Genomic DNA, 24,106 nt, shown 5'->3' on the forward strand with positions numbered 1-24,106 from the left:
CCCGGCCGTCGCTAGGAGACGGTCACGGAGTACGCCGTGGTGTCCAGGCGGCCCTGGCCGATGAAGACCTCGGTGCCCGCCTGGACGCTGGTCAGGTACTTGGCGGAGGAGAGCCAGCCCCGGGAGACCAGCGCGCCGAGGAAGTCGCGCAGGTTCAGCTGCACGCTGGTCGCGTTGCCGGTGCGGACGAAGGAGTAGACCTCCCAGCCGACGTTGCCGCGCCAGAGCTCCCATGTGGTGCCGGCGAGGGTGACGGTGGCCTGACGGCTGCCCGCCGGACTGGCGCCGCCGCCGCGGTAGGTCCAGATCATGACCTCGTCCGAGGGATTCTCGGTGTTGGGGTTGGAGTTCGGATGCAGCCACAGGTCATAGGCGACGTTGAAGGTGTTGGTGCCGCCCTGCAGGGACACGTTGTAATTCCAGGTGGTGTTCACGTTGCGGTTGGCCGACACCTGGACGGGCAGGCCGCTGCCCGGCACCTTCCAGCCCCACTGCCAGCCGAGCACCGAACTGGCGTACGACTTGACCTGGCTGGGCGAGTTGCTCCACGTCCAGCTGGTCCCCCACGAGATCGTGTTGCCGCTCGTGGACCCGGACCAGACGCACTGCCGGCCCGTTCCGCTGCTCTGGCCCCAGAGGTTGTTGTTGATCCAGTACTTGCCCATGGTCACCGAGTCGCCGGAGGTGCAGAGCTGGTTCCCGGGGTTGGACGGCGTCGGCGTCGGCGTCGGCGTCGGCGTGGACGTCGGGTTCGGGGAGGTGGTGGCGCCCGTGCAGGCGACGCCGTTCAGCGTGAACGCCGTGGGCACCGCGTTCGTCGTGCCGCTCATCGAGGCGTTGAACCCGAACGTCGTCGACGCCCCCGTGCCGAGACCGCCGTTGTAGCTCGCGTTGACGGCGGTGACCTGCGTGCCGCTCTGGGTCACCGTGGCGCTCCACGCCTGGGTGATCCGCTGGTCGCCGGAGAACGTCCAGCGCAGCGTCCAGGAGGTGATGGGGTCGCCGAGGTTGCGGACCGTGACGTCCCCGTTGAAGCCGCCCGGCCACTCGGACGCGATCCGGTAGGTGATCTGGCACCCGGCGGCGGCACGGGCGGCGGTGGTGAGGGACACCACCCCGGTCACGGTGACGAGCAGGGCGGACAGCACGGCGGCCGTTCGTCGGATGGACATCGTCGAACTCCTTCCGCTCCCGCGCCGGGCGGTCGCCGCGCGCGGAGCGCTACCGGAACCTCGTCGCCCCGCGCCCTCGGCCACGGCACCCGCGTCGGTCCGGACCCCGGGGCGTCGGCGACCATGCCGAATATGTTAGGCGTCCGTCCAAACTATTTTCAGATCTCCCCACCCCGGGCACCACCTCCGCGACGGACGCACAGGTGACGGCCGAGACGCCTCCCCGCCGGCCGGAAACTTTCACCTCGAGTCCCGCCCACCGCGCGGGCCGTGCTCGCTCCGCCGATCCCCCGCGCCGTGGTCGTCGCCCGGGGTGTGCCCGCCGCCGCGCGTGCCGGCGAAGGCGCCGTACAGGAACATGTCGACGATCTCGGCCGCCTCCATGGGGATGGTGCCGTGGCCGGCCAGGCGGCCGGAGGAGGAGGCGGCGAACATGAAGACCTGGGCCGACCTGTCCGGGGAGAGCCGCAGCGTGTCCTGCTCGGGCTCGAACAGCTCGGCCAGCGCGTCGCGGACGGTGGCCAGGGAGCCCGCACGGTCCGGGAACTGGCGGCCCTCGGCGGTCGGGATCTGGTCTCGCCGGGGGCGGCGGCCGGAGGCCATCAGGGCCCCGGCGACGGCGCCCATCCGGCCGAGGTGGGCGCGCAGGGCCTCGATCGCCTCCACCAGCCGGTCCGCCAGGGGCTGGTCGAGCGAGATCGAGACCAGCTCGCGCAGGACGCGGTCGGGGGACGAGGCCTCGGCCATGCAGGCGTCGAGCACCTCGTCCTTGTCTGCGAAGACGCGGAAGATGGTCCCCTCGCCGATGCCGGCGGCCCGGGCGATCTGCTGGGTGGTGACCGCGGCGCCGTACTCGGCCACCAGCGGCAGCGCCGCCTGCACGATCATGTCTCTGCGTTGTTCCGGGCTCATCGCGGGCGCCCGGCGCCTCTTCTCCGTGGTCATCATGGCGGAAACTGTACGGAGTGAGCACTCACTCTGTCAATGAGTGAGTGCTCACTCGATACCGTCACCCTCCCGCCGGAACACCGCCACCGCGCCGGGTAAAGCGGCATACTTCGAGATATGAGCGTGGCGAAGGACCCCGGGCACGAGGCCGGAGACGTGCGGTTCACCGAAGCAGGGGACCTCGAGGTGTACGACGGGCGGCGCTGGAACCGCTACCTCGGCATGCCCCCGGACTCGGCGTCCAACAATCGCGACGACCCCGACGCCGGGCTGGACCGGTCGCTCCCGCGCGACGCGTGAACGAGCCGGCCGGCGTGACCGCGGACGACCCGCGGGGAATACTCGACCTCGTCGACGAGCCGCACCGGTCCGCGCTGCTCGCCTGGATGGACTACACCCGCACCGGCCTGCGGCCCGTGAAGTGGACCGGCACCGGGAACACCAAGGCGAGCCTGCTCGCGGTCTACGCCACCCGGCTGAACGCCCCCGCGGCCAAGCTCATCGTCAAACTGCACCCGGCCGGGTCCGGCATCCCGCCCGAGCCGGGCAGGCACGCCGACGCGCTGGCCCACTCACCCGTCGCCTTCCGCGCCGCCCGCCTGGTGGAGCAGCCCTTCGACCCGATCCCGGTGGACGGGGACGGCTACATCCTGTTCCTGGAGATCGCGGGCGGGCGCTTCAACGGGCTGGAGCCGCTGGCCCGGCCGCTGGAGCAGGGCCCGGCGGTGTTCGGGGACGTCGCGGCGATCTGCGCGGACGTGATGGCGATCGCCCTCGGCGAGTGGAACCCGCGCGGGCCGAAGCTGGCGCCGTACACCGTCCCCGGTTTCCTGACCTCGATCCTCGGCGACCGGGTGAAGACCCACGGCAAGGTGCGCGAGTGGCTGCGCGACCCGGCGAACCACGCGCGCGCCCTGCCCGGCGGCGCACCGGTCGTCCCGGACCCGCTGGCGCTGCTGGACGACCCCGCGCTGACGGCCGGCGTGAGCCTGATGGCGCTCACCGGGAACGCGCACGGCGACCTGCACCCCGGCAACGTCATCGTCTCCGCGGACCCGGCGGCGCGCCCCCCGGTGCGGCGGTTCATCGACCTGTCGCGGTTCCGCACGGACGCGCCGCTGTCCCACGACCCGCTGCACTTCGTGATGTCGGTCATCGCGCCGTGCCTGCCCGGCCTGCCCGAGGCGCAGCGCACCGCACTCGGCGAGTTCCTCATCAGCCCCGGCCACAGCCCTCAGTCCCTCGTGCTGAACGGCCTCGGCGAGATCGTCACCAGGATCAGCCTGGCCACGTCCGCGTGGGCGGGCTCGGTGAACTTCGCCGACGAGTGGGAGGACATGTACCTCCCGTCCGTGGTGTCCTGCGCCCTGCTGTACGCCGCCCGCGCCTTCTTCCCGCGCGAGGACCGCCTCTGGTTCACCTGGGTGGCCGCCCGCGCCGCCGCGGAGTTCCTCAAGGCCAAGGGCCTCGGCGACCGCGTCCCCTCCCCCGCCGCCACCCTCGCCCGGCGGGACACGCCCCCGGTCCCCGCACCCGTCGCCCCGGCGCCCGCCTCCCCGTCCGCCGTCACCCGCTCCGCGCCTCCGGCAGGCCGCCCGGAGCCGTGGGTGCGGATGTCGAACATGCCGGAGCGGGTGCCGTACTTCGTGGCGCGGAAGAACACGCTGGCCGGGCTGCGCGGGCTGATGCGGGCCGGGCGGACGTCGGTGGTGGCGGTGCACGGCATGCCCGGCACCGGCAAGACGCAGCTCGCGCTGGAGTACGCGCACCGGTACGCCGGCGAGTACACGCACCTGTGGTGGATCTCGGCGGGGCGGCCCGAGTTGCTCGGCGAGCAGTTCGGCGGCCTGGCCCGCGAGCTCGGCCTGGAGATCCCGGGGGACGTGCGCTCGATGCGCGGCGCCCTGTTCGACGAGATGCGCGCACGCGGGCACTGGCTGCTGATCTTCGACGGCGCGCCGGACGCCGCCGCGATCCAGGCGTACGTCCCGGCCAGCGACGCCGCGGACGTGCTGATCACCTCGCGCAGCCCGGAGTGGTCGAGCCTCGCCACCCCCCTGCCCCTCGGGCCGCTCACCCCCGAGGAGTCCCGCGACCTGCTGGCCGAGCTGCTGGACGGCGCCCTCGCCGCCCAGGCCGCTCCCATCGCCGAGACACTCGGGCACCTGCCGCTGGCGGTCGCGCAGGCGGCGCTGTTCCTGCAGGACGCCCCGCTGGACCCCGCGGGGTACGCCGGAGAGCTGTCGTCGAGGACGGCCGCCGCGCTGGACACCGAGCCGGTGCCCGGCTACGGCCAGACGCTGTCGGCCGCCTGGTCGCTCGGCCTGGACTCCCTGGCCGAGGCTCGCCCCGAGGCGGTGGACCTGCTGCGGGCCTGCGCGTTCCTCGCCGACGCCCCGGTGCCGCTGGACCTGCTGGCCGCGGGGGCGGACGGCCTGCCGTGGACGCTGCCCGCCGTGGCGGCGGACCGCATCCGCCTGACCGCCGTCGCGAAGGCGGCGGCCAGGTCGGGGCTGCTGCGGATCGAGGGCACCGCGCTGCGCGTGCACGGCCTGCTCCAGGCGTTCCTGCGCGACACCACTCCCACGCCCGCGCCGGACCTGCGGCCCGTGCTGGCCCGCGCCCACCCGGGCGACCCGCGCGACCCCGGCTCGTGGCCCGGATACGGCAGCCTGCTGCCGCACGTGCTGGCGCTGGACCTGCCAGGGTCCCCCGACCCGGCCTGTCACCGGCTGTACCTGGACGCGCTGCACTACCTCGCCGTGCGCGGCGACACCCGTACCGTCCGGGACCTCACCACGGCGGCCCGCGCGCGATGGCTGATCGGCGCGGGACCGGACGCCGGGCCCGTGCTGGAGGCGATGAGCCTGCTGTCCCGGGCGCACTACGACCTCGGCGAGTTCCGCAGGGCCCGCGAGCTGGACCAGGAGGTGTACGACCGGCGCGCGCGGCTGCTCGGCCCGGACGACCCGGCGACGCTGGCGGCCGGGCACAACCTGGCCGGCGACCTGTCGGCGCTGGCGGGCGGCGGTGACGTGCCGGCCGAGGTCGCCGAGCGGGCGAGCGCCCTGCTGGACACGGTGGTGGCCGCCCGCCGCCGGGTGCTCGGCGGACGGCACCCCGAGACGCTGCGCTCGGCGCACAACCTCGCCTCCGAGCTGCGCACCCAGGGGCGGCCCGGCCCGGCGAGGGAGCTGTGCGAGGAGGCGCTCGCCGGGCTGACCGAGGAGCTCGGCCCCGACCACCCCGACACCCTGCGCTCGGCGCACCTGCTCGCGCTGCTGCTCACTCCGGACGAGCCCGCGCGGGCCCACCGGCTGAACGAGGACACTCTGCACCGCCGGACCCGGGTGCTCGGCCCCGACCACCTGGACACCCTGCGCTCGGCGCACAGCCACGCCCGCGACCTGTGGACCTCCGGCTTCACCGCCCTGGCGCGGACGTACGCGCAGGACACCCGCCTGCGGCTCTGCGCGACGTTCGGCGAGGACCACCCCGAGGCCCTGCGCGCCGCCGACCTGCTGGCCCGCGTCCTGCGCACCCTCGGCGACCTGGACGGCGCCCACCACCTCGCCGAGGACACCTACCACCGCCGCGCCCGCCTCCTCGGCGAGGCCCACGTCGAGACCCTGCGCTCGGCCGACCTGTACGCCACGGCCCTGCGCACCGCCGGCGACACCGTCCGCGCCACCGAGCTCACCCGCCGGACCGGGCAGGCCCTGCGCCGGCTGACCGCCGCGACCGCGCGCGCCTAGAAGACGTCCGGCCCGGGGACGCGGCCGGTCAGGGGCCGGTGTGGGTGAAGGGCACCCACAGGCTGGGGCGGGCGGCGAAGCCGGTGCGCAGGGGGCGGACGGCGCGGTGGAGGGCGCGGGCCGCGTCGCCGGGAAGGAAGCGCCCGGTGGTGGTGAGCCTTTGGTAGACCGAGTCGGCGACCACGACCGCCAGGCGGTCGTGCACCGACCACAGGGTGCCGATCACCTGCCGGTACCCCGTGTAGTGCAGCGCCGCGGTGATCGTGATGGCCTCGTCGGGCAGCGCGGTGCCGCCGGTCGCCGTCTTGCACGCCGACAGGAACGCGAACTCGCCCTGGTAGCCCGCCGCGCCGATGTCGGTCACGGTCAGCTTCCCGTCCCTGAGCAGCAGCCCGCCCTGGGAGGGATCGGTGAGGTCCTGCCCGCCGTGACCGCTGAAGTGCACCCACCGGTGCCGGGGCAGCTCGGCCCGCACCCGGTCCCGCACGGCGTCGTCACCGGCGAGCAGGGTGTGCCGGTCACCGGGGAACAGCCTCGTCAGCACTTCCTGCTCGGTCACCACGTTCTCCAGGTGAGGCGCCCCCGGGGCGTCGGGCACCGCCACGATCAGCATGCGCCCTCCCCCGCCGTCGCCGTTCCCCTCGCCCGCCTCATCCCCGGCACGGCGCGCGTCCCCGGGCCCCCGCACGCCCCGGCGTTCCCCGCGTGCCTCCAGCAGCGCCCGCAATGTCGGCGTATAGGACGACACCACGCGGTCCATCACCGTGCGGCCGCCGCCTGCGGGCCCGTGGTGACCGGCGGCGTGCAGGGGCAGCAGGGTCAGCGGGCCGGTCGGGCACCACCACACCCGGGGCCACGTCCCGGCCGGCTCGGCGCGGTACCCGAGCGCGTCGAGCACCGGCTCGGCCACCGCGTCCCACAGCCAGCCAAGCGTCGAGGTCAGCACCGCCTCCCGCTCCTCCAGCCCGTCGCCCGTCACGACCCGCAGGTACTCCCCCAGCCGCTCCTGCGCCGACGCGAGGCTCAGCCCCGGCAGCGGCACCGCCCGCACCCCCTCGGTCGTCACGATGAGCGCGTCGCACCGCCACGCGCTGACGTTCACCATGACGACGGGCCCCTCGGCGGCGGCCGGGAGCAGCGTCTCGATCGGCGGCGGCAGCAGGAAGTCCTCGAACCCCTTCAGCGCCCGCACCTGCTCCAGTAACTCGTCCCATTCCCGGGCCAGCGCGATCCGCCGGTCGATCAATCGCGCCTCACTGGATTCAGGATTCATCCCGCCGCCCTGTTCCGATGGTCTTTCCGGCACCCGCCGGAGTTTCCCGGACCGGACCCGATGGATATCCGATGCTCTATCCACGTTCCGCCCCGTCTCCGATATGCAAATGTATACGGAGAAAGCCGGTCATGCCGGGTGCCACTCCCCGGTGGATTCGCCCGGACCACCCGGCCGGTCGATATCGGGAGTGCGACCTGATGCCTTCTCTGACGAGCCAACTCGCCGCCCGCCTCGCCGCGTTCGAACGGGGCGACGACTCGCCGTTGCGCGACGACAGGACACTCGCCGAGATCTCCGTACTGGCCCGGCAGATCCCCGACCCGGACACCCCCGGGGTCCCGGACACCGCCGGCATCCCAGACGTTCCTGGCGTCTCGGATGTTCCCGGCGTGCGGGACACCCTCGGCGCGCCGGATGCCCCCGGTGTCGCCGGGCCGGGTGCGGCGCTGGCTCTCGCCGCCACGGTGCTGGTGACCAGGCATCAGCTGGCGGGGGTGCATACGGTCGCCGGTGATGCCGAAGGGCTGGCCGCCGTGGCGCTCTATCGGCGCGCGGCGGGGTACGGTGCCGCCATTCCCGACGGGGTCGCGGTGATCTCGGCGGGTTCGTGGGAGACGGTCGCCGGCGCCTGGGCCGCGGCGGCGGCGGACCTGCTGGAGCGGGCCTTTCACGACGGTGACGCCGGGAGTCGCGACCAGGCGATCCGGCTGCTGTACGCGGTGGACATCGTCACGCCGCCCGACGAGATACGGCCGGCCCAGGCGAGCAACCTGGCCGCGGCGCTGAGCGCGCGGTACGAGGCCGGGCGGCGCCGCTTCCGCTGGGAGATCGACGAAGCCGTGCGGTTCGCCTGCTTCGGGACGCTGCCGCCGCCGGACGCGGACCCGGAGGCGGCGTCCCGGCTCTCGACACTCTCCCTCGTGCTGAACCGGCGGTTCAACGGCCTGCGCGACCCCGCGGACCTGGACGCCGCCATCGACGCCGGGCGCGCGGCCGCCGACGCCACCGGGCGCGCCGAGCCGTTGCGCGCCAGGTATCTGACCAACCTGGCCATGACCCTGACCGACCGGTTCGAGCTGACCGGCCGGATCACCGACCTGGACGAGGCGCGCGAGCACGCCCGCGCCGCCGTGGACGGGCCGATGCCCGGCACCGACCGCGTCGCCGTCCTGTCCAACGCCGGAGTCGTGTCCAACACCCACGCGCAGTACACCGGCGACCCCGGCAGCCTCGCCATGACGGTCGACGTGCTCACCCGAGCCGTGGAGGCCTGCGGGCCGCAGCACCCCCTGCGGGCCCGCTGCCTGGCCAATCTGTCGTCGGCACTGGTGACCCGCTACGACATGTTCGGTGCCCTGGCCGACATCGACACCGCGGTGGACGCGGCCCGCGAGGCGGCGTCAGCCACCGGCCCGGAGCATCCCAACCTGGCGAGCCGCTGGACCAATCTCGGCACCGCGGCCCGCATCCGCTACCTGCGCACCCAGGAGCCCGCCGACCTGGACACCGCCGTGGACGCGGCCCGCAGGGCGGCCGCCGCGTCCGCGGACCACCCCGGCGCGCGGCGCACCATCCACCTGTCCAACCTGGGCACCGCGCTGCTGACCCGGTTCGAGGTGTCGGGCGGGCACGCGGACCTCGACGAGGCGATCGCCGCCCACACAGGCGCCGCGGACGCCGCCGAGGAGAACCTCGACGTCACGGTGCACGCCACGGCCCTGCACAACCTCGCCCGCGCCCACGCTTTCGCCTGGCGGGCCCGCCACGACCCCGCCGCCCTCGCCCTCGCCCAGGCCACTGCCCGCCGCGCCGTCGCCCGAGCTCCCGCCACCCATCCCGACCGGCCGCTCTACCTCACCGAGTACGCGACGTACCTGCTGGAGACCCCGCCCGGCACGGCAGCCGTCCCAAGCGACGCCGCCGGCCACGCCTCTCGCCGGGACTCCGGCCGGGACCCGCGCCGTGAGCCCGGCCGCCGTCCTCCGCGCTCGGAGGTCGCGCGGATCGTCGCCCCGCGAGCCGAGGCCGTCCGCGCGCTGCGCGAGGCGGCGGGGGTGATGACGGCGCCGGCCGACACGCGCATCCGGGCCGCCCGCCGCCTGGCCCGGCTGGAGGCCGGCATGGGGCGGTGGGGCCCGGCCGCCGAGGTACTGACCGGTGCGGTGGAACTGCTGGCACGGGCCGCCTGGCCCGGCGTCGAGCGCCCGGACCAGGAGCACCGGCTCCGGCAGGTCACCGGCCTGGCCTCGGACGCCGCGGCGGCCCGCCTGACGGACGAGGAGCGGGAACACGCGGTGGAGCCGGGGGAGGGTGTACGCGCCACGGAGCCACCGCGGCGGGGTCGTGCGGTGGAGCTGCTGGAGCAGGGGCGGGGGGTGCTGCATGGGCAGATGCTCGATCGGCGTGCCGATCTGGCCGCGCTGGAGGGGCGCGTGCCCGCGCTCGCCGCGCGGTTGCGGGAGGTCGCCGCCGGGCTGGACGCCGCTGCCGGGGACATGCCGTTGCCCTAGATGGACAATTCCTACTTTTTCCCGCTATAGAGAATCGGATTTCGATCATTCCGGTGGGGCGGTGGCGCGGCTCGGAAGTTAACCCATTTCTATTATTTATATAAGGTGCATTCCCCTACCAAGCTGCCATACTGGCGTCGGTCGTAGTGGGGGATTCGCCGGGCCTATGGGGGGCTGAATTACGGGCGGATCCTCACGCGGAGTCGATCGCTGCCCGCTAGCCGTGCCAGGAGGTCCGGTGGCCGCGCGCCCAGTTCTGGTGGACCGTTTCGTCGTCGGGGTCGACGTCCAGAGATACAGTTCCCGCACCACCCGGCAGCAGCTGGAGGTGCAGCGGGATCTCGACGAGATCCTCGGCGCCGCGGCGGAGGCGGCGGGGCTGGACCGTGGCGGGTGGACCCGGCAGGTGAGCGGGGACGGCGAGCTGGCCGAGCTGCCCGAGGGGACCGATCTGGTCGCGGTGGTGCGGCGGTGGACGGCGGAGCTGGACCTGCTGCTGCGGGACCACAACGACGGGCACGCGCCGGGGCAGCGGATCCGTCTGCGGCTGGCCATGCACACCGACGTGCTGACGCGCGGCAGCCTCGGCACGGCGGGGCCGGCGCTGGTCGTGCTCAGCCGCCTGCTCGACTCCGTGCCGGTGCGCGAGGCGCTGGAGAGCGCGCCGGACGCCGCGCTCGCGCTGATCGTCTCCGATGTCGTGTACCGCAAGGTGGTGCTCTCCGAGCTCGGCGGGCTGCGTCCCGCGTGGTTCCGGGAGGTGGAGGTCGACCTGCCGGGCAAGGGCTTCCGCGAGCTCGCCCACGTCCACGTCCCCGGCGCCCCGCCTCCCGGCCCTTCCGGCCGCCGGGAACGGGAACGCGAGGGCCCGGGAACGGCACAGGATCCGGAGACCGGGCAGGGTTCTCGAACGGCGCGGGCCCGTACGGAGGCGCCGGGCGGTCCGGCCGGGGCGTCCGGTGGCCAGGGGGGCGCCGCGTTCCACATCGGCGCGCAGTACGGCGAGTCGATCTACCAGGCGCAGACGATCCAGATCCATCCGCCGGCCGAGCGGCCCGACCCGTTCGCGCTCGGCCTGCGGGCGCTCCGCGCCGGGCGGTACGGTCCGGCGCGGCGGCGGCTGACCGAGGCTCTGGAGCACGACCCGGAGGATCCCCAGGCCTGTTACTACCTGGCCCTCGCCCTGCTCGGGGGGCGCCGCCCGCACATGCACGGCCGGGCGGCCGTCGACGAGATCGTCGCGCTGCTCGACGGTGCCCGTGACGGGCTGCCGGAGGCCAGGGCCCTGTGGTGCCTGGTGCTGGAGGACCACAGGATGACCTGGACGCTGCGGCGGGCCGTCCCGCCCGAGCTGGTGCGCCTGGTGGAGGACGTGCCGCGGGACCGCGCCGCCGAGATCGTCCGGCTGTTCACGGCCGAGGAGAACCACGTATGGCGTCTGCTCGCCGCGCGGGCGGAGAGGAGCGCAGGATGAACGGCAAGATCGACCACACCGCCACCGAGCGGAAGAAGCGCATCAAGAAGTACTTCGCCAAGTCGCCGGACCCCGCCGACCGCGCCATGGCGCTGACGTGCCTGGCGGGGGCGGGGGTCTGCGCCGCGTTCGGCCTGGTGGGCCTCGCCTTCTCCCCCCCGATCGCGGCGGTGGCCTTCGTCGTCGCGGCCGTCGCGGGCATCGGCGGCGCCGTCATGAAGTTCAGCTACGACGAGGCCTACGCCAAGGCCGAGCCCAAGCCGACCGACGCCGAGATGGACAAGCTGCTCGCCGACGACCTGCTCAAGATCGAGCGGACCGCGATGACGTCGCTGGGCCTGACGGCCGAGGACCTGGAGACCGGGGAGAACGAGTGGGACCCGGTCAAGATGCTGAGCCGCGGCGCGACGGCCCAGGCGCCGGGCAGACGCCCCATCCTGGTCTACGGCCCGTCCACCCACAGCGGCTACACCGCCGGGAAGGACGACGTGTGGCGGTTCCAGCGGTACGAGGTCATGGTGATCTGCCCGACCCACCACCACCTGGCCATCTACCGCAGCGAGCTGGACCTGCTGACCGGCAAGCTGTTCCTGGAGCAGACCCAGGAGTACCAGTACGCCCACGTCGCGTCGGTGTCCACCATCACGGTCGCCGCCCCGGACGACTTCGAGCTGCGCCGCACCGACGCCGACCCGCCGGAGAAGAGCGACTCGGACGAGGACGACAAGAGGGCCGATCAGGATGACGACGACGAGGTCCGTTACGCCACCATCGTGTTCCGGCAGTTCGCGGTGGGTGTCTCCAGCGGGCAGAACACCTCGGTGACGGTGGGGATCTTCGACCAGTCCGATCCCGAGCACGGCGCCCACGTGCCCGATCTCGGCATCCAGCAGACCATCGCCTCGATCCGGCGGGTGCTGCGCGACAAGAACGGCGGCGCCGTCGGCTCTCCCCCGCGGGGGGTCTACGACGGGCGCGGCTGAGCGGCTTCGCCGGCGGTGGCGCGGGCGATGTCGGCCAGTGTGACGTCGGAGAGCATGGCCTGCTCGTGGTCGCGCAGCGCGTCCCAGACGCCGGCCAGCGGGCCGGCCACCCCGGGGAAGCCGCCGTGGTCGCCGCCCTCGGGGACGCCTTCGACGATGCGTACGATGTCGGCCAGGCTGATCTGGTCGGGGGCGCGGGCCAGCCAGTAGCCGCCCTCGGGGCCGCGCTGGCTGCGCAGCAGGCCGGCCCGGCGCAGCTGGAGCAGGATGTTGTCCAGGAACCTGCGCGGGATGCCCTGGGCCAGCGCGATCCTCTCCGCGGGCAGCGGGCCGGGCGAGGCGGCGGCCAGCTCGGCCGCCGCCCGCAGCGCGTACTGGGTCCTGGCGGAGATCCTCATCGCCGCCCGGCCCCTCAGTTGGTGACCTGGTGTAGTCCCCATCGGCGGCGTAGCGCGCTGTCGGCCGCGCCGAAGACCCGGTCGACCACGATGCCGATGAACAGAATGACGATCATGGTGGCGAGCAGGCCCGCGGAGTCGGCGAGCTCCCGGGCGAAGTGCAGCTGCTCGCCCAGCGACGGCCGGTTGGCGATGATGACCAGCAGCTCGCCCGCCATCAGCGAGCGCCACGCGAACGCCCAGCCCTGCTTGAGCCCGGCCAGGAACGACGGCAGCGACGCGGGCAGGATGACGTGCCGGTACAGCGACAGCCGCCGGAAGCCGAGCATGTGCCCGGCCCGCAGCAGGATCGGCGGGGTGTAGTCGACCCCCGCGATCAGGCCGTTGGCGATGGACGGCGCCGCGCCGAGCACGACGACGAACAGGATGGCGCTCTCGGTGAGGCCGAACAGCAGGATGGCGAGCGGGAACCACGCGATGGACGGCATGGTCTGCAGGCCGGTGATCAGCGAGCCGACCGCGCGCCGCAGCGGCCCGATCCGGGACACCAGCGCCCCGACGACCAGCCCGACCGCGATGGCGAGGGCGAAGCCCACGATGGCGCGGCGCATGGTGACCGCCACGGCCTGGTAGAACTCCCCCTCCCCGAGGCGCCCGGCGAGGTCGGTCAGGGTGGTGACCGGCCCGGCGAAGACGTACTCGGGCCACCAGCCGGCCCACACCACCGCCTGCCAGATGGCCAGCACGATGGCGATGGCGGACAGCACCGGCCAGGCCGCCGCCCAGATCCGGGGGATGATCCCGGCCTTCTGGCGGGTCGTCAGCTCCAGCGCGTCCAGCCCGGCGAGCTGCCGCGCGTGGGCGTCGCGCGCCGGCCGCGTGTCAGTTGCCATGGCGCATGACCTCCATTTTGAGCCGCTCGGTGATGTCGGCGGCCTGCCGCGCCACCTCGGCGGAGTCGGTGCGGCGCGGGCGCGGCAGTGTGATGGGGAAGTCCTCCACGACCGAGCCGGGGCGGCTGGACAGCAGCACGACCCGGTCGCCGAGCCGTACGGCCTCACGCACGTTGTGGGTGACGAACAGCACCGCGAGGTTGCGCTCGCGCCAGATGCGCTCCAGCTCGTCGTGCAGCAGGTCGCGGGTCATGGCGTCGAGCGCGCCGAACGGCTCGTCCATCAGCAGCACGTCGGCGTCCTGGGCCAGGGCCCTGGCCAGGGCGACCCGCTGGCGCATGCCGCCGGACAGCTCGTGCGGGCGCTTGGCCCCGAAGTCGCCGAGGTGCACGATCTCCAGGAACTCCGCGGCGCGGGCCCGGCGCTCCCGCTTGGCCACGCCCTTGGCGCGCAGCGCCATCTCGACGTTGGCCGACACCGTCAGCCAGGGGAAGAGCGCGGGCTCCTGGAACATCAGGGCCACCCGCCTGCGGTCGACCTCGATGCTCCCGGCGGTGGCCCGGTCCAGCCCGGCCACCAGCGACAGCAGCGTGCTCTTGCCGCAGCCGGAGGCGCCCAGCAGGCAGACGAACTCTCCGGGGGCCACGTCCAGCGACACCTCGTCCAGGGCGAGCAGGCCGGCCTTGCCCTGGCCGTAGATCTTGGAGACGGCCGAAAGCCGGATCGCGGGTCCATGCCCGTCGATCCGGCCGCCGGCCTGCTCCACCAGCGGAGCAGTCATGCTCACGGTTCCTCTCGGCTGCGTACCGGCTACTTGTCGGAGATGGCCTGCTCGCCCTTGGCGGCGAGCACCTGGTTGAGGATCGTCAGGTCGTAGATGCCGTTCAGGTCCACCGGGTCCAGCAGGCCGACCTTGATGGCGTGGTCGGCGCTGCCCACCAGCGACGAGGCGATCGGGTCGTTGGTGAAGGTGATGTTCTTGAAGGCGGCGTCCAGCACGTCGGGCTTGAGCGGCTTGCCGGTCAGCTTCTCCAGGGCCGCGTTGACGGTCTGGGCGGCGCCCGCGGGGTCGGAGTTGATGTACGCGTTGGCCTCGACGTGCGCCTCGACGAGCTTCTTGACGGTGTCGGGGTGCTCCTTGGCGAACTCCTGCCGCACGATCAGGTGGGTGATCACGAACTGCTTGTTCGGCCAGAGGTCGCGCTCGTCGACCAGCACCTTGCCGCCGCTCTCCTTGATGAGGCGGCTGGCGAACGGCTCGGGCACCCAGGCGCCGTCGATGTCGCCGGTGGCGAAGGTCTGGACGGTCTGGGAGTTCTCCTGCGGGACGATGGAGACCTCGCCGCCACCCTTGGTGTCGGTCTTGATGCCCTTCTCGTTCAGCCAGTAGCGCAGGGCCACGTCCTGGGTGTTGCCGAGCTGCGGGGTGGCGATCTTCTTGCCCTTGAGGTCCTCGGCCGAGTTGATGCCCGGCTTGACCACCAGGAACACGCCGCCCGACGCGGCACCCGCGACGATCTTGATGGCCTCGCCCTTGGACTTGGACCACGCGTTGATCGCCGGGTTCGGACCGATGTAGGTGGCGTCGATCGCGCCGGAGAACACCGCCTCGATGGCGGCGGGACCGGCGTTGAACTGGCTGGTCTTCAGCGCGGTGCCGCTGCCGAGGTGCTTGGCGAACAGGCCCTTCTCCACCCCGACGAGCGCGGTGGAGTGCGTGATGTTGGGGAAGAAGCCGAGCCGTACCTCGGCCGGGCCCGCGGCCGCCCCTCCGCTTGCCCCTCCACTGGCCCCTCCGGCCGGAGTCCCGGCGTCCGTGCCCCCGCAGGCCGCCGCTAAGGTCGTCATCGCCAGGGCGGCGATGACGGCCACCACCCCACGAACCCTGCGAGCGCTCATCTAAACTCCCTATTTCCCACTTATTTAGTAGATTTACTCGTTTATAGAGGTGGCCCCCCCGCGTCGTCAAGCCTGGAACGCGCCACGACCGGATCCGGTCATCGTGTAAACCCCTATTCCCTACCGGTTGTGTTGACTTTACGCCGCGCGACACTCTACCTTGGGGAACGTGACCACCACCTCCCTGATCATCCGGGGTCACGTGGACTTCTGCCGCGTGGCCAGCGCGCTGTGTCCTTCCTTCCGCTGAGACCCCCTCTCATCCCCTCCCGGAAGGAACCAGCCCCCATGTCCACCATCAACGTCTCCCCCGTAGCGGGCCGCATCGGCGCCGAGATCTCCGGCGTGCGGCTCGGCGGCGACCTGCCCGCCGGCGTGGTCTCCGAGCTACGCCTCCTCCTGCTCACCCACAAAGTGATCTTCTTCCGCAGCCAGTGGCACCTCGACGAGGAGGAGCAGGTGGCCTTCGCCCGGCTGCTCGGCGAGCCCACCACCGCGCATCCCACCGTCCCCGCCCTGGACGGCAACTCCCACATCCTCGACCTGGACTACAGCGCCGGCCAGAAGGTCGACCGCTGGCACACCGACGTCACCTTCGTCGACCGGCCGCCGCTGGCCTCGGTGCTGCGCGCCATCAAGGTCCCCCCGGCGGGCGGCGACACCATCTGGGCCAACACGGTGGCCGCCTACGAGCACCTGCCCGAAGCGCTGCGCGACCTGGCCGACCGGCTGCGCGCGGTGCACACCAACCAGTTCGACTACGCGCGGGTCGCCACCTCCGACGATCCGGAGCGGACCAGGAAGTACGCCGAGGTGTTCGCCTCGACGGAGTACCAAACCGAGCATCCGGTGGTGCGCGTGCACCCCGAGACCGGCGAGCGCGCCATCCTGCTCGGCGACTTCGCCAAGCGCATCACCGGCCTGACGGCGCAGACCTCCGCGTCGATCATCAACCTGCTCCAGGAGCAGGTCACCCAGGTGGAGAACACGGTGCGCTGGCGCTGGGCGCCGGGCGACGTGGCCATCTGGGACAACCGTGCCACCCAGCACCGCGTGGTGCACGACTTCGGCGACCAGGCCCGGCGGCTGCACCGGGTCACCATCGCCGGCGACGTCCCCGTGGGCGTCGACGACCGTCCCAGCGTGGCGCTGAGCGGGGACGCCACGGCGTACTCGCCGGTCGCCGCCTGAGACACGCCCGCGCCGGCCGGTTCCCCGCCTGCACGGGGAACCGGCCGGCGCCGAGGCGTGATCGCGCGATTACCTATTGACCTTGTAGGAATTAGCGGGATGCTGGGAAGATGGCACTCTGGACACCGGACCCCACCTTTTACCCCTCACCGCGGGACGCCGCGTCCGCACCGGCCGAACGGCTGGCCTACGTCGCCGCCTTCGACCGCCGGGCCGCCCGGCCGGACGCGATAGCCGTCCTGGACACCGACACGACCTCCCCCACCTACGGCGAGGTGGTCGGCTGGACCGACCTGCCGAACACCGGCGACGAACTCCACCACTTCGGGTGGAACGCCTGCAGCAGCGCGCTGTGCCCGTACGCGCCGCATCCGCACGTCGAGCGGCGCTACCTCGTGGTGCCCGGCCTGCGGTCGTCGCGCATCCACATCCTGGACACCAAGGACCGCATCAGCCCGGAGATCGTCAAGGTGGTCGAGCCAGAAGAGCTCGCCCGCCGCGCCGGGTACTCCCGGCCGCACACCGTCCACTGCGGGCCCGACGGCCTGTACGTGTCGGCGCTCGGCGGCGCGGGCGGCGAGGACGGCCCCGGCGGCATCGCGGTCCTGGACCACCGGTCGTTCGAGGTGCTCGGCCGCTGGGAGGTGGATCGCGGACCGCAGTACCTCGCCTACGACTTCTGGTGGCACATCAACCACGACGTGCTGGTCACCTCCGAGTGGGGCACGCCGTCCATGATCGAGGACGGCCTGGTCGGCGAGCTGCTGCTCGGCCGGAAGTACGGCCACAAACTGCACTTCTGGGACCTGCGCAAGCGCCGTCACCTCCAGGAGGTCGACCTCGGCGACCAGTACCAGATGCCGCTCGAACTGCGCCCCGCGCACGACCCGACCCGCACCTACGGCTTCGTCGGCGTGGTCACCAGCGTCGAGGACCTGTCGGCCTCGGTGTGGACCTGGTTCCACGAGGACGGCCGGTGGCAGGCCCGCCGGGTGATCGACATCCCGGCCGAACCCGCCGCCGCGGAGGACCTGCCGGACATCCTGAAGCCGTTCGGGGCGGTGCCGCCGCTGGTCACCGACATCGACCTGTCGGTGGACGACCAGCGGCTGTACGTCTCGTGCTGGGGCACCGGCGAGATCAAGCAGTACGACGTCTCCGACCCGTTCAAGCCGGTCGAGATCGGCTCGCTGCGGATCGGCGGCATCGTGGGCAACACCGCGCACCCCGCGCTGGACGCCCCGCTGCGCGGCGGGCCGCAGATGGTGGAGGTCAGCAGGGACGGGCGGCGGGTCTACGTCACCAACTCCCTCTACGGCTCGTGGGACGACCAGTTCTACCCCGAGGGCGTCGGCGCCTGGCTCGCCAAGATCGACGCGGAGTCCTTCACCTTCGACGAGCGGTTCTTCCCCAACGGCGACGCGTTCCGCGGCCTGCGCCCCCATCAGGTCAGGCTGCAGGGCGGCGACGCCTCCTCCGACTCCTACTGCTACCCGTGACCACCCTGACGGCCGTGCTGCTCGGCGCCTTCCACGGGCTGAACCCCGCCATGGGGTGGCTGTTCGCGGTGGCCCGGGGGCTGCAGGAACGCGACCAGGGCGTGGTGCTGGCGTCGCTGCCCGCCATCGCCGCCGGTCATCTGGCCTCGGTGGCGGTGGTCGCGCTGGCGGTCGGCCTCACCGGCTCGCTGGTGACGGCGACCGCGCTGACGGTGCTCGGCGGGGTGGTGCTGGTCGGGTTCGGCCTGTGGCGGCTGCTGTCCGACCGGCACTTCCGCTGGGTGGGCATGCGGCTGTCGCATCCGCAGCTGGCCGCCTGGTCGTTCCTGATGTCGTCGGCCCACGGCGCCGGCCTGATGCTCATCCCGCTGTTCACCGGCCTGCACGCCGAAGGCCGCTCGCTGCGCGGCGGCGTCGAGGTCGCCGCCCTGCACACGCTGGCGATGTTCGCGGTCGCGGGGGCGATCGCGATCGTGGTGTACCGGGTGGCGGGGCTGACCGTGCTGCGGCGCGCCTGGTTCAACGTGGACCGGATGTGGGCGCTGGCCCTGGTGGTGGCGGGCGGCCTGACGCTGGCACAGGCCTGACCCATGATCTCCCGGCCGCTCCCCCCGGCCGGGTACGTGTGATCCAGCGGCCACTCGGGCCGCGGAGAGGTAAGTGTCATGACCGACCCGGAACCGACCGCGCGGGAGAGCCGCGCCGCGTTCAACGAAGACTGGCTGGCGACCATCGTCGGCCTCGTCCTGCTCCTGCTGGTGCTCACCGGGGTCATCCCCACCGGGCTGGTGCCGTGATGAGCACCGGGGAGATCCAGCGGGACGAGCCGTCCCCCGACCGTGCCGCCACCGCCACCGCCACCACGACAGGTGACACGCCCTCGCCGGCCGCCCCGTCCGGGACGCTCGGGTGGGCGGTGCTCGGCGTGCTGGTCGTGCTGGTGCTCGCCGCGGCGACGAGGTTCCTGGAGAAGAACGTCCCCACCTGGTTCACCGGGTCGGACCTCGCCAAGGCCATCGAGTACCCGGTGTACGCGATCGTCCTCGGCCTGCTCGGCAACGCGGTCCTCACCGCCACGGGCCTGCGGGACCGCCTCTCCGGGGGCTTCCGCACCGAGTTCTTCATCAAGACCGGCCTGGTGCTGCTCGGCGCGTCGATCAACCTTTCGCTGATCGTCACCGCCGCCGGGCCCGCCATCATCCAGGCCATCGTGCTGATCAGCGCGGTGTTCCTGTTCACCTGGTGGCTCGGCGGGCGGCTCGGGCTGGACGACAAGCTGCGGGCCCTGCTGTCCGCCGCGGTGTCCATCTGCGGGGTCAGCGCCGCCATCGCCGCGGCCGGGGCCGTGCAGGCCAAGCGGGAACAGCTCGCCTACAGCGCCAGCCTGGTCATCGCGTTCGCGTTGCCGTCCATCTTCATCCTGCCCGCCCTGGCGGACGCCTTCGGGCTGAGCCCCGCGGTGGCCGGGGCCTGGATCGGCGGGAACATCGACACCACGGCCGCGGTGACCGCCGCCGGGGCCCTGGCGGGCGAGGACGCCCTGGCCATCGCGACCATCGTCAAGGTGACGCAGAACGCCCTCATCGGCATCGTGGTGGTGGCGCTGACCGCGTGGTTCGCCTTCCGGATCGAGCGCCGCCCGGGGGCGGCCCGGCCGGGGGCGGGCGAGCTCTGGCGGCGGTTCCCCAAGTTCGTGCTCGGGTTCGTGGCCGCGTCGGTGATCGCGACCTGGTACCTCGGCACGGTGTCCGCCGCCGAGGGCAAGGCCGTCATCGGCGTCGCCAACGACCTGCGGGTGTGGTTCCTCATCCTGGCGTTCGTCAGCATCGGCCTGGAGTTCCGGGTGGCGTCGCTGCGGGAGGCGGGCTGGCGCCCGGTCGCCGTGTTCGCCGCCGCGACGCTCGTCAACGTCGTGGTCGCCCTCGGGCTGGCCACGCTGCTGTTCAGCGGTTTCACCGCCTGACGGCCTTCGAGACCTCGGGCGGCTCAGGCTCCGCCGCCTGGGATCTGGGGTGCGGTGACGGAGGGCGTCGCCGCACCCCAGGCCCCGGGGCGCCGTTTCACGCGCTTCCGGCGCCCCGGGGCAGGGGGTCGTCCTCGTCAGCAGCCCACGCGTTGCGCGCTCAGCGCGATGTCGTCCATCCAGACGTCGTACGAGCCGGGGGTGGGGTTGCCCTGGTAGAGCTGCCAGCCCAGCTTGACGGTGTCGAAGCGGGGGAAGACGAAGTCGACCTGGTTGCCGCCGTGCTCGCGGGTGGAGACGGTGAGGTCGGGCTTGCGCACGCCGTCGAACCACACCGTGATGCGGTTGTCGGTGGCGTCCATCCGCCACTCCACGCACTGCCACACGCCCGCGCGGGACGGCGCGGACTCCCGCCAGTTGGTCCAGTCGCCGGTCGGGCCGCCGTCCGCCCCGACGCCCCACAGCGCGACGCCGTCGCCCACCTCGGGGACGTACTGGCCGCCGAGCGGGCGGATGACCTCCGGCCCGGCCCCGGTCGTCTCGATGAGCGTGTAGTGCGCCCAGTCGGGGGCCGTCGGGAACGCCTTGACCTTCAGCCGCACCCGGCCGTAGAAGCTGTTCCCCGGCGCCGCGAAGTCGTCCACCTTCAGGAACGCGCGCCCGTTGCCCTCGGTGCGCACGTGCAGCACCTTCTGCCCGTGCCGCCCGTCCCGCTCGACCGTCAGCATGCCGTGCTTGGTGTCGACCCCCCACTTGAGGCTGCTCGCCCCGCCCTCCGGCTGCCCCTGGAAGTCCTCACAGAACAGCAGCCCCGCACCGGCGCACGTCTTCGCCCCGTGCGCCGCCCGCTCCCCCGACGCCGAGGCGGCCGAAACCCCCGCCAGCGGCAGCAACATGGCCGCACAGGCCACGGATAACCACTTCCGCACCACGATCCCCTTCCGGACGGACGACCAGCAAGCAGCCCAAGCTACGACATCCCCCGCGCCGCCCCCAGTGCCCGCGATCACCCCCGCCCCCGCCGGGGGTCCGACCTGCGACGACGGCCGCGTCCCCCGGTCCCCGCTCTGAAAGCCTCATTCCGCGCCGCCCTCGCGAAGGTTGACCCGTCTCCCGCCGGGTACGCAGTCCTGGCACCGCGCTCAGGCCCACGTCCCCCGGCGAGAGGCACCCCCATGACCTCCCCCGCACAGCGCGCCGTCCGAGCCGTCGTCCTCGCGGCGGCGCTCACCGTCCCACTGCTGGTCCCCGGCGCCGCGCACGCCGACGCGTCCTACGACTGCGCGAGCGGCTACGCCACCCCGTCCCCGATTCCCGTGCTCGGGCCGTACTTCGTCTACGGCGAGGAGTGCACCGGTCAGGGCGGTGGCGAACCCGGGCTGGTCACCGTCCCGCCGGGCACCTACACCTACACCTGCGGCAGCGTCTGGGTGACCGGCCCCGGCACCGTCCTCGCCAACCGCTGCGAGTGACGCGCCGGGCTCAGGAGAGATCGAAGACGAGACCGGAGGCGGCGACGCCGACCTCCCCGTCGTACCCGGCCACGGCCGCCGCGCGGGCGGCCGTGGCGTCGGTGCCCGGCTGGAGGTGGGTCAGCACCAGGCGCCGCGCGCCGGCGTCCGCGGCGTACCGGCCCGCCTGGCGGGCGCTCGACAGGCTGGACCGCGAGTCCGGCGGGACCTCGTCCACGTAGGTGGCCTCGGCCAGGAGCAGGTCGGCGTCGCGCGCCAGCTCCACGACGGCCGGGCTCGGACCGGTGTCTCCGGTGTACGCGAGCACCCGCCCGCCCGCCGTCAGCCGCACCCCCGCGTTGGGCACCCAATGCGGCAGCGACCGCGTCTCGGCCCGGAACGGCCCGATGCCGAACGTGTCGCCCGGGGTGAACTCGTGCGGGACGCAGGCCCCGGCCATCATGCCGGGCCGGTCCAGCGCGAGCACCGCGTCCAGCGCACCGGGTGGTGAGTACACCGGCAGCGGCCCCGCCGGGTCGTCCCGCAGCGTACGCGCGCGCAGCAGGGGGTTGAGGTCCGCGCAGTGGTCGGGATGCCCGTGGCTGACGAACACCGCGTCGATCTGCCCGGCGGCGACCCGTTCCAGCAGCCGCGGCACCGTGGCGTACCCGGCGTCGACCAGCAGCCGGAACCCCTCGTACTCCACGAGGTACCCGCTACAGGCCTGTCCCGCGTCCGGCCACGCGCCGCACGCGCCGATGATCGTCAGCCGCATCCACGCATACTAGCCACCGGCTCGCCGGTCACCGGCGGGCGCCGTCGCCGTCGAAGCGGATGCCGCACAGCCGGTCGGCGGCGCCCCGGTCCAGGACGGTGACGCCGGCGGCCGAGGGGAGGCCGCCGGCACGGGCGCGGGCGAGGAGAACCTGCCAGCGGCGGCAGTGCCTGGCGAAGGTGGTCGTGGTGACGACCCGTCCCCGTGAGTACTGGCCGTCGCGGGCGGCCTGGGGCGGGGTGTCGAGGAGGATCAGGTGCATGGCGGCGCCGCGGCGGCGGGCGAGCCACGCGAAGCCGTACAGGATGTGCGGCCAGGTCCCCCGGGTGTGCGCGACGACGGCGTGCCCCCCCAGCACGGCACGCGCGATGCGCACCACGTGGGTGGCGTGCACCAGGGGCGTGCGGGCCCGCGGCGGCACCGGCCCGAGGAACCGCGCCCACCAGTTGCGCGCCTGCCGGGAGTCGACCACGCGCACGTCACCGGCCACCACCGGCTCCCGCTCGTCGCCGCTCATTCCGTACAGCCGCGCGAGCAGCGTGCTCTTGCCCGCCCCCGGCAGCCCGGCGAGCAGCACCAGTGACCCGGCGGGGTAACTCAGTGTTTCGGCGGTCGCCGCGGCCCGCACGAGGCACGGCTCGCGGTCCGTCCTCGTAGTGCTCGGCTCAGGGATCATTGACCTCTCGTCATCCGCTCGGGAGCCCGAGGAGCGAACGGGGATCACCGGTCCGATCGGGCCCGTTGCCCTGTCCAACGCACGGGACCCGCCCGGAGTTTCAGCCCCCGCCCCTCCGGCGGCGGATGACGCCGTTCCCGAACCGGCGGCAGGGAACCGTCCGGCCCGCTCCGGCGTGGCCGGATCGCCTCCGGCGTACACGGTCGCAGGAGCCGGGCCCGCGCGCGGAAGCGATCAACCGGTCCGGGTCAGGCGCAGGTAGGTGCGGTCGTCGAAGCTCCGCGCGCCGGGGGTGACGCCCTTGGTCGCCGGGTGGTCCCCGATGCGGAGCGGGTCGGTGCGCAGGGATTCGGCCAGCAGGTGCTCGGCGGCCTCAAGGGTCGGATCGGGGCGTAGGTAGCCGTCGGAGGCCAGCACCATCTCGTGAGCACCGGGGGGCAGGGGGACGACATCGACGAAACGGCCGGGGACCGGGCGTCCGTCCAGGGCGCCGTAGCCGTACGGGCCCGGACGGTTGGCCAGGGCGGCCTGGCGTTGCAGGACGGGGAGGATCACGGTGCGTCCCGGGTCGTCGGCGGCCAGATCGCCAGGGGTCGCGCCGGTCGCGAGCAGGGCGTGCAGGTAGGCCGCCCGGGTGGCGGCGAGTGCCCGGTCGACGGCTTTGCCGCCGTCGTGGCGTCGCCATGTGCCGCCGGGGTGCGCGATGCCGATGTGGACGTCTCCTACGCGCCAGACGAGTCCCTGGCGCGGCAGTGCCACGGCGGCCGCGGCGGACGGTCCGAGGGGGTCGTCGTCCTCGATGCCCCACCGTGCCCGTAGGCGGTGCAGATCGGCGGTGATCTCGGCTACGGCGGCGGCCGGTGCGGTGCCGGGGGGCAGGCGCCGCAGTGTGCGCACCACCTGCTCGGCGGCGAGCGCCCCTCCCGTCGCGCCCGCGTGGATCCGGCCGGACTTGTCGGTGCTTCCGTCGACCACGGCGGCGCACCAGACTCCGCGTTCGTCCTCCAGGACCACGGTCCGGTCCTCGCCCGCCCCGGGCCCTTTGGGCACCTCGGACCGCTCGGCCACCACCCACATCGGTCGCGAATTCCTTTTTACGGTGATACGTCCGGTGACCGATCCAACCATGCGGAACGCCGCGGGGGGCGGTGCCTCGCGACAGATCCCGATTTGGCCACATAAGGACGCAAAGACAACTCCCTTACCTCCGTAACCGTCCAGATTGAGGTCTGGTCTTGTCGGA

22 protein-coding genes are annotated in these 24,106 nt (G+C 73.2%); 11 read left to right on the forward strand and 11 right to left on the reverse strand.

Annotated features, from left to right (window positions below; all coding sequences use genetic code 11):
• Positions 1-11: 11 nt before the first annotated feature.
• Together ACFP1K_RS15815 and ACFP1K_RS15820 are read right to left on the reverse strand one after the other, a co-directional pair.
• Positions 12-1,172 (reverse strand): GH12 family glycosyl hydrolase domain-containing protein, encoded by a 1,161-nt coding sequence (locus ACFP1K_RS15815; RefSeq protein WP_380753121.1) that lies wholly within the window; start codon positions 1,170-1,172, stop codon positions 12-14.
• A gap of 240 nt (positions 1,173-1,412) precedes the next feature.
• A complete protein-coding gene (locus ACFP1K_RS15820; protein ID WP_380753124.1) occupies positions 1,413-2,120 on the reverse strand; it encodes a TetR/AcrR family transcriptional regulator in 708 nt (235 codons plus the stop codon).
• A 117-nt stretch (positions 2,121-2,237) separates the two neighbouring features.
• Between ACFP1K_RS15820 and ACFP1K_RS15825 the strand changes: the two genes are divergently transcribed.
• Positions 2,238-2,420, forward strand: coding sequence for a hypothetical protein (locus ACFP1K_RS15825; protein WP_380753127.1), 183 nt, complete (start codon positions 2,238-2,240; stop codon positions 2,418-2,420).
• Positions 2,417-5,875, forward strand: a complete 3,459-nt coding sequence (fxsT, locus tag ACFP1K_RS15830; protein WP_380753130.1) for an FxSxx-COOH system tetratricopeptide repeat protein — start codon at positions 2,417-2,419, stop codon at positions 5,873-5,875. The genes ACFP1K_RS15825 and fxsT overlap by 4 nt, the downstream gene beginning before the upstream one ends.
• A gap of 28 nt (positions 5,876-5,903) precedes the next feature.
• On the opposite strand, the gene ACFP1K_RS15835 is transcribed toward fxsT, so the two are convergent.
• The gene (locus ACFP1K_RS15835) at positions 5,904-7,148 is read right to left on the reverse strand and encodes a CHAT domain-containing protein (RefSeq protein ID WP_380753133.1); all 1,245 of its coding nucleotides are present in this window, start codon (positions 7,146-7,148) and stop codon (positions 5,904-5,906) included.
• A 200-nt stretch (positions 7,149-7,348) separates the two neighbouring features.
• Between ACFP1K_RS15835 and ACFP1K_RS15840 the strand changes: the two genes are divergently transcribed.
• The 3 genes from ACFP1K_RS15840 (at position 7,349) to ACFP1K_RS15850 (ending at position 12,118) form a co-directional block, all read left to right on the forward strand.
• Positions 7,349-9,661, forward strand: a complete 2,313-nt coding sequence (locus ACFP1K_RS15840; RefSeq protein ID WP_380753136.1) for a hypothetical protein — start codon at positions 7,349-7,351, stop codon at positions 9,659-9,661.
• A 238-nt stretch (positions 9,662-9,899) separates the two neighbouring features.
• On the forward strand, positions 9,900-11,135 hold the full coding sequence (locus ACFP1K_RS15845) for a hypothetical protein (protein ID WP_380753139.1): 1,236 nt from the start codon (positions 9,900-9,902) through the stop codon (positions 11,133-11,135).
• Complete coding sequence (locus ACFP1K_RS15850; RefSeq protein ID WP_380753142.1) at positions 11,132-12,118, forward strand: hypothetical protein; 987 nt, start codon at positions 11,132-11,134, stop codon at positions 12,116-12,118. The genes ACFP1K_RS15845 and ACFP1K_RS15850 overlap by 4 nt, the downstream gene beginning before the upstream one ends.
• On the opposite strand, the gene ACFP1K_RS15855 is transcribed toward ACFP1K_RS15850, so the two are convergent.
• Genes ACFP1K_RS15855 through ACFP1K_RS15870 form a run of 4 tightly spaced genes read right to left on the reverse strand, consistent with a single transcriptional unit; the run spans position 12,100 to position 15,308 of the window.
• Positions 12,100-12,516 (reverse strand): RrF2 family transcriptional regulator, encoded by a 417-nt coding sequence (locus ACFP1K_RS15855; protein WP_380753145.1) that lies wholly within the window; start codon positions 12,514-12,516, stop codon positions 12,100-12,102. The two genes, ACFP1K_RS15850 and ACFP1K_RS15855, sit on opposite strands and share 19 nt — an antisense overlap.
• A 14-nt stretch (positions 12,517-12,530) precedes the next feature.
• Positions 12,531-13,409: an ABC transporter permease gene (locus ACFP1K_RS15860; RefSeq protein WP_380753148.1), complete on the reverse strand. Its 879-nt coding sequence runs from the start codon at positions 13,407-13,409 to the stop codon at positions 12,531-12,533.
• Positions 13,399-14,190 carry an ABC transporter ATP-binding protein gene (locus ACFP1K_RS15865; protein WP_380753151.1) on the reverse strand — a complete coding sequence of 264 codons (792 nt, stop codon included), beginning with the start codon at positions 14,188-14,190 and terminating at the stop codon, positions 13,399-13,401. Before ACFP1K_RS15865 ends, ACFP1K_RS15860 begins: the two co-directional genes overlap by 11 nt.
• 29 nt (positions 14,191-14,219) lie before the next feature.
• A complete protein-coding gene (locus tag ACFP1K_RS15870) occupies positions 14,220-15,308 on the reverse strand; it encodes an ABC transporter substrate-binding protein (protein WP_380753154.1) in 1,089 nt (362 codons plus the stop codon).
• 288 nt (positions 15,309-15,596) lie between these two features.
• Here ACFP1K_RS15870 and ACFP1K_RS15875 point away from each other — a divergent pair, with 288 nt between their 5' ends.
• From ACFP1K_RS15875 to ACFP1K_RS15895, 5 genes are all read left to right on the forward strand, one after another.
• Positions 15,597-16,499, forward strand: coding sequence for a TauD/TfdA dioxygenase family protein (locus ACFP1K_RS15875; protein ID WP_380753156.1), 903 nt, complete (start codon positions 15,597-15,599; stop codon positions 16,497-16,499).
• A 110-nt stretch (positions 16,500-16,609) separates the two neighbouring features.
• Positions 16,610-17,998, forward strand: coding sequence for a selenium-binding protein SBP56-related protein (locus tag ACFP1K_RS15880; protein WP_380753159.1), 1,389 nt, complete (start codon positions 16,610-16,612; stop codon positions 17,996-17,998).
• On the forward strand, positions 17,995-18,585 hold the full coding sequence (locus ACFP1K_RS15885) for a hypothetical protein (protein ID WP_380753163.1): 591 nt from the start codon (positions 17,995-17,997) through the stop codon (positions 18,583-18,585). Before ACFP1K_RS15880 ends, ACFP1K_RS15885 begins: the two co-directional genes overlap by 4 nt.
• Positions 18,586-18,663: 78 nt before the next feature.
• On the forward strand, positions 18,664-18,795 hold the full coding sequence (locus ACFP1K_RS15890; RefSeq protein WP_380753167.1) for a hypothetical protein: 132 nt from the start codon (positions 18,664-18,666) through the stop codon (positions 18,793-18,795).
• Complete coding sequence (locus tag ACFP1K_RS15895; RefSeq protein ID WP_380753170.1) at positions 18,795-19,961, forward strand: YeiH family protein; 1,167 nt, start codon at positions 18,795-18,797, stop codon at positions 19,959-19,961. The genes ACFP1K_RS15890 and ACFP1K_RS15895 overlap by 1 nt, the downstream gene beginning before the upstream one ends.
• Before the next feature lie 137 nt (positions 19,962-20,098).
• On the opposite strand, the gene ACFP1K_RS15900 is transcribed toward ACFP1K_RS15895, so the two are convergent.
• Entirely contained in the window at positions 20,099-20,890 is a 792-nt protein-coding gene (locus tag ACFP1K_RS15900) for a hypothetical protein (protein WP_380753173.1), read from the reverse strand.
• Positions 20,891-21,136: 246 nt separating this feature from the next.
• Between ACFP1K_RS15900 and ACFP1K_RS15905 the strand changes: the two genes are divergently transcribed.
• Positions 21,137-21,433 carry a hypothetical protein gene (locus tag ACFP1K_RS15905; protein WP_380753176.1) on the forward strand — a complete coding sequence of 99 codons (297 nt, stop codon included), beginning with the start codon at positions 21,137-21,139 and terminating at the stop codon, positions 21,431-21,433.
• Between the two features lie 10 nt (positions 21,434-21,443).
• Here the strand turns inward: ACFP1K_RS15905 and ACFP1K_RS15910 are convergent, their stop codons facing one another.
• From ACFP1K_RS15910 to ACFP1K_RS15920, 3 genes are all read right to left on the reverse strand, one after another.
• Complete coding sequence (locus tag ACFP1K_RS15910) at positions 21,444-22,187, reverse strand: MBL fold metallo-hydrolase (RefSeq protein WP_380753179.1); 744 nt, start codon at positions 22,185-22,187, stop codon at positions 21,444-21,446.
• Positions 22,188-22,215: 28 nt separating this feature from the next.
• Positions 22,216-22,863 (reverse strand): AAA family ATPase, encoded by a 648-nt coding sequence (locus ACFP1K_RS15915; RefSeq protein WP_380753186.1) that lies wholly within the window; start codon positions 22,861-22,863, stop codon positions 22,216-22,218.
• Positions 22,864-23,097: 234 nt separating this feature from the next.
• A complete protein-coding gene (locus ACFP1K_RS15920; protein ID WP_380753190.1) occupies positions 23,098-23,940 on the reverse strand; it encodes a hypothetical protein in 843 nt (280 codons plus the stop codon).
• Between the last annotated feature and the right edge of the window lie 166 nt (positions 23,941-24,106).

Origin of the sequence: Sphaerisporangium aureirubrum, from assembly GCF_042658925.1 — a bacterium.
Lineage (GTDB): Bacteria > Actinomycetota > Actinomycetes > Streptosporangiales > Streptosporangiaceae > Sphaerisporangium > Sphaerisporangium aureirubrum.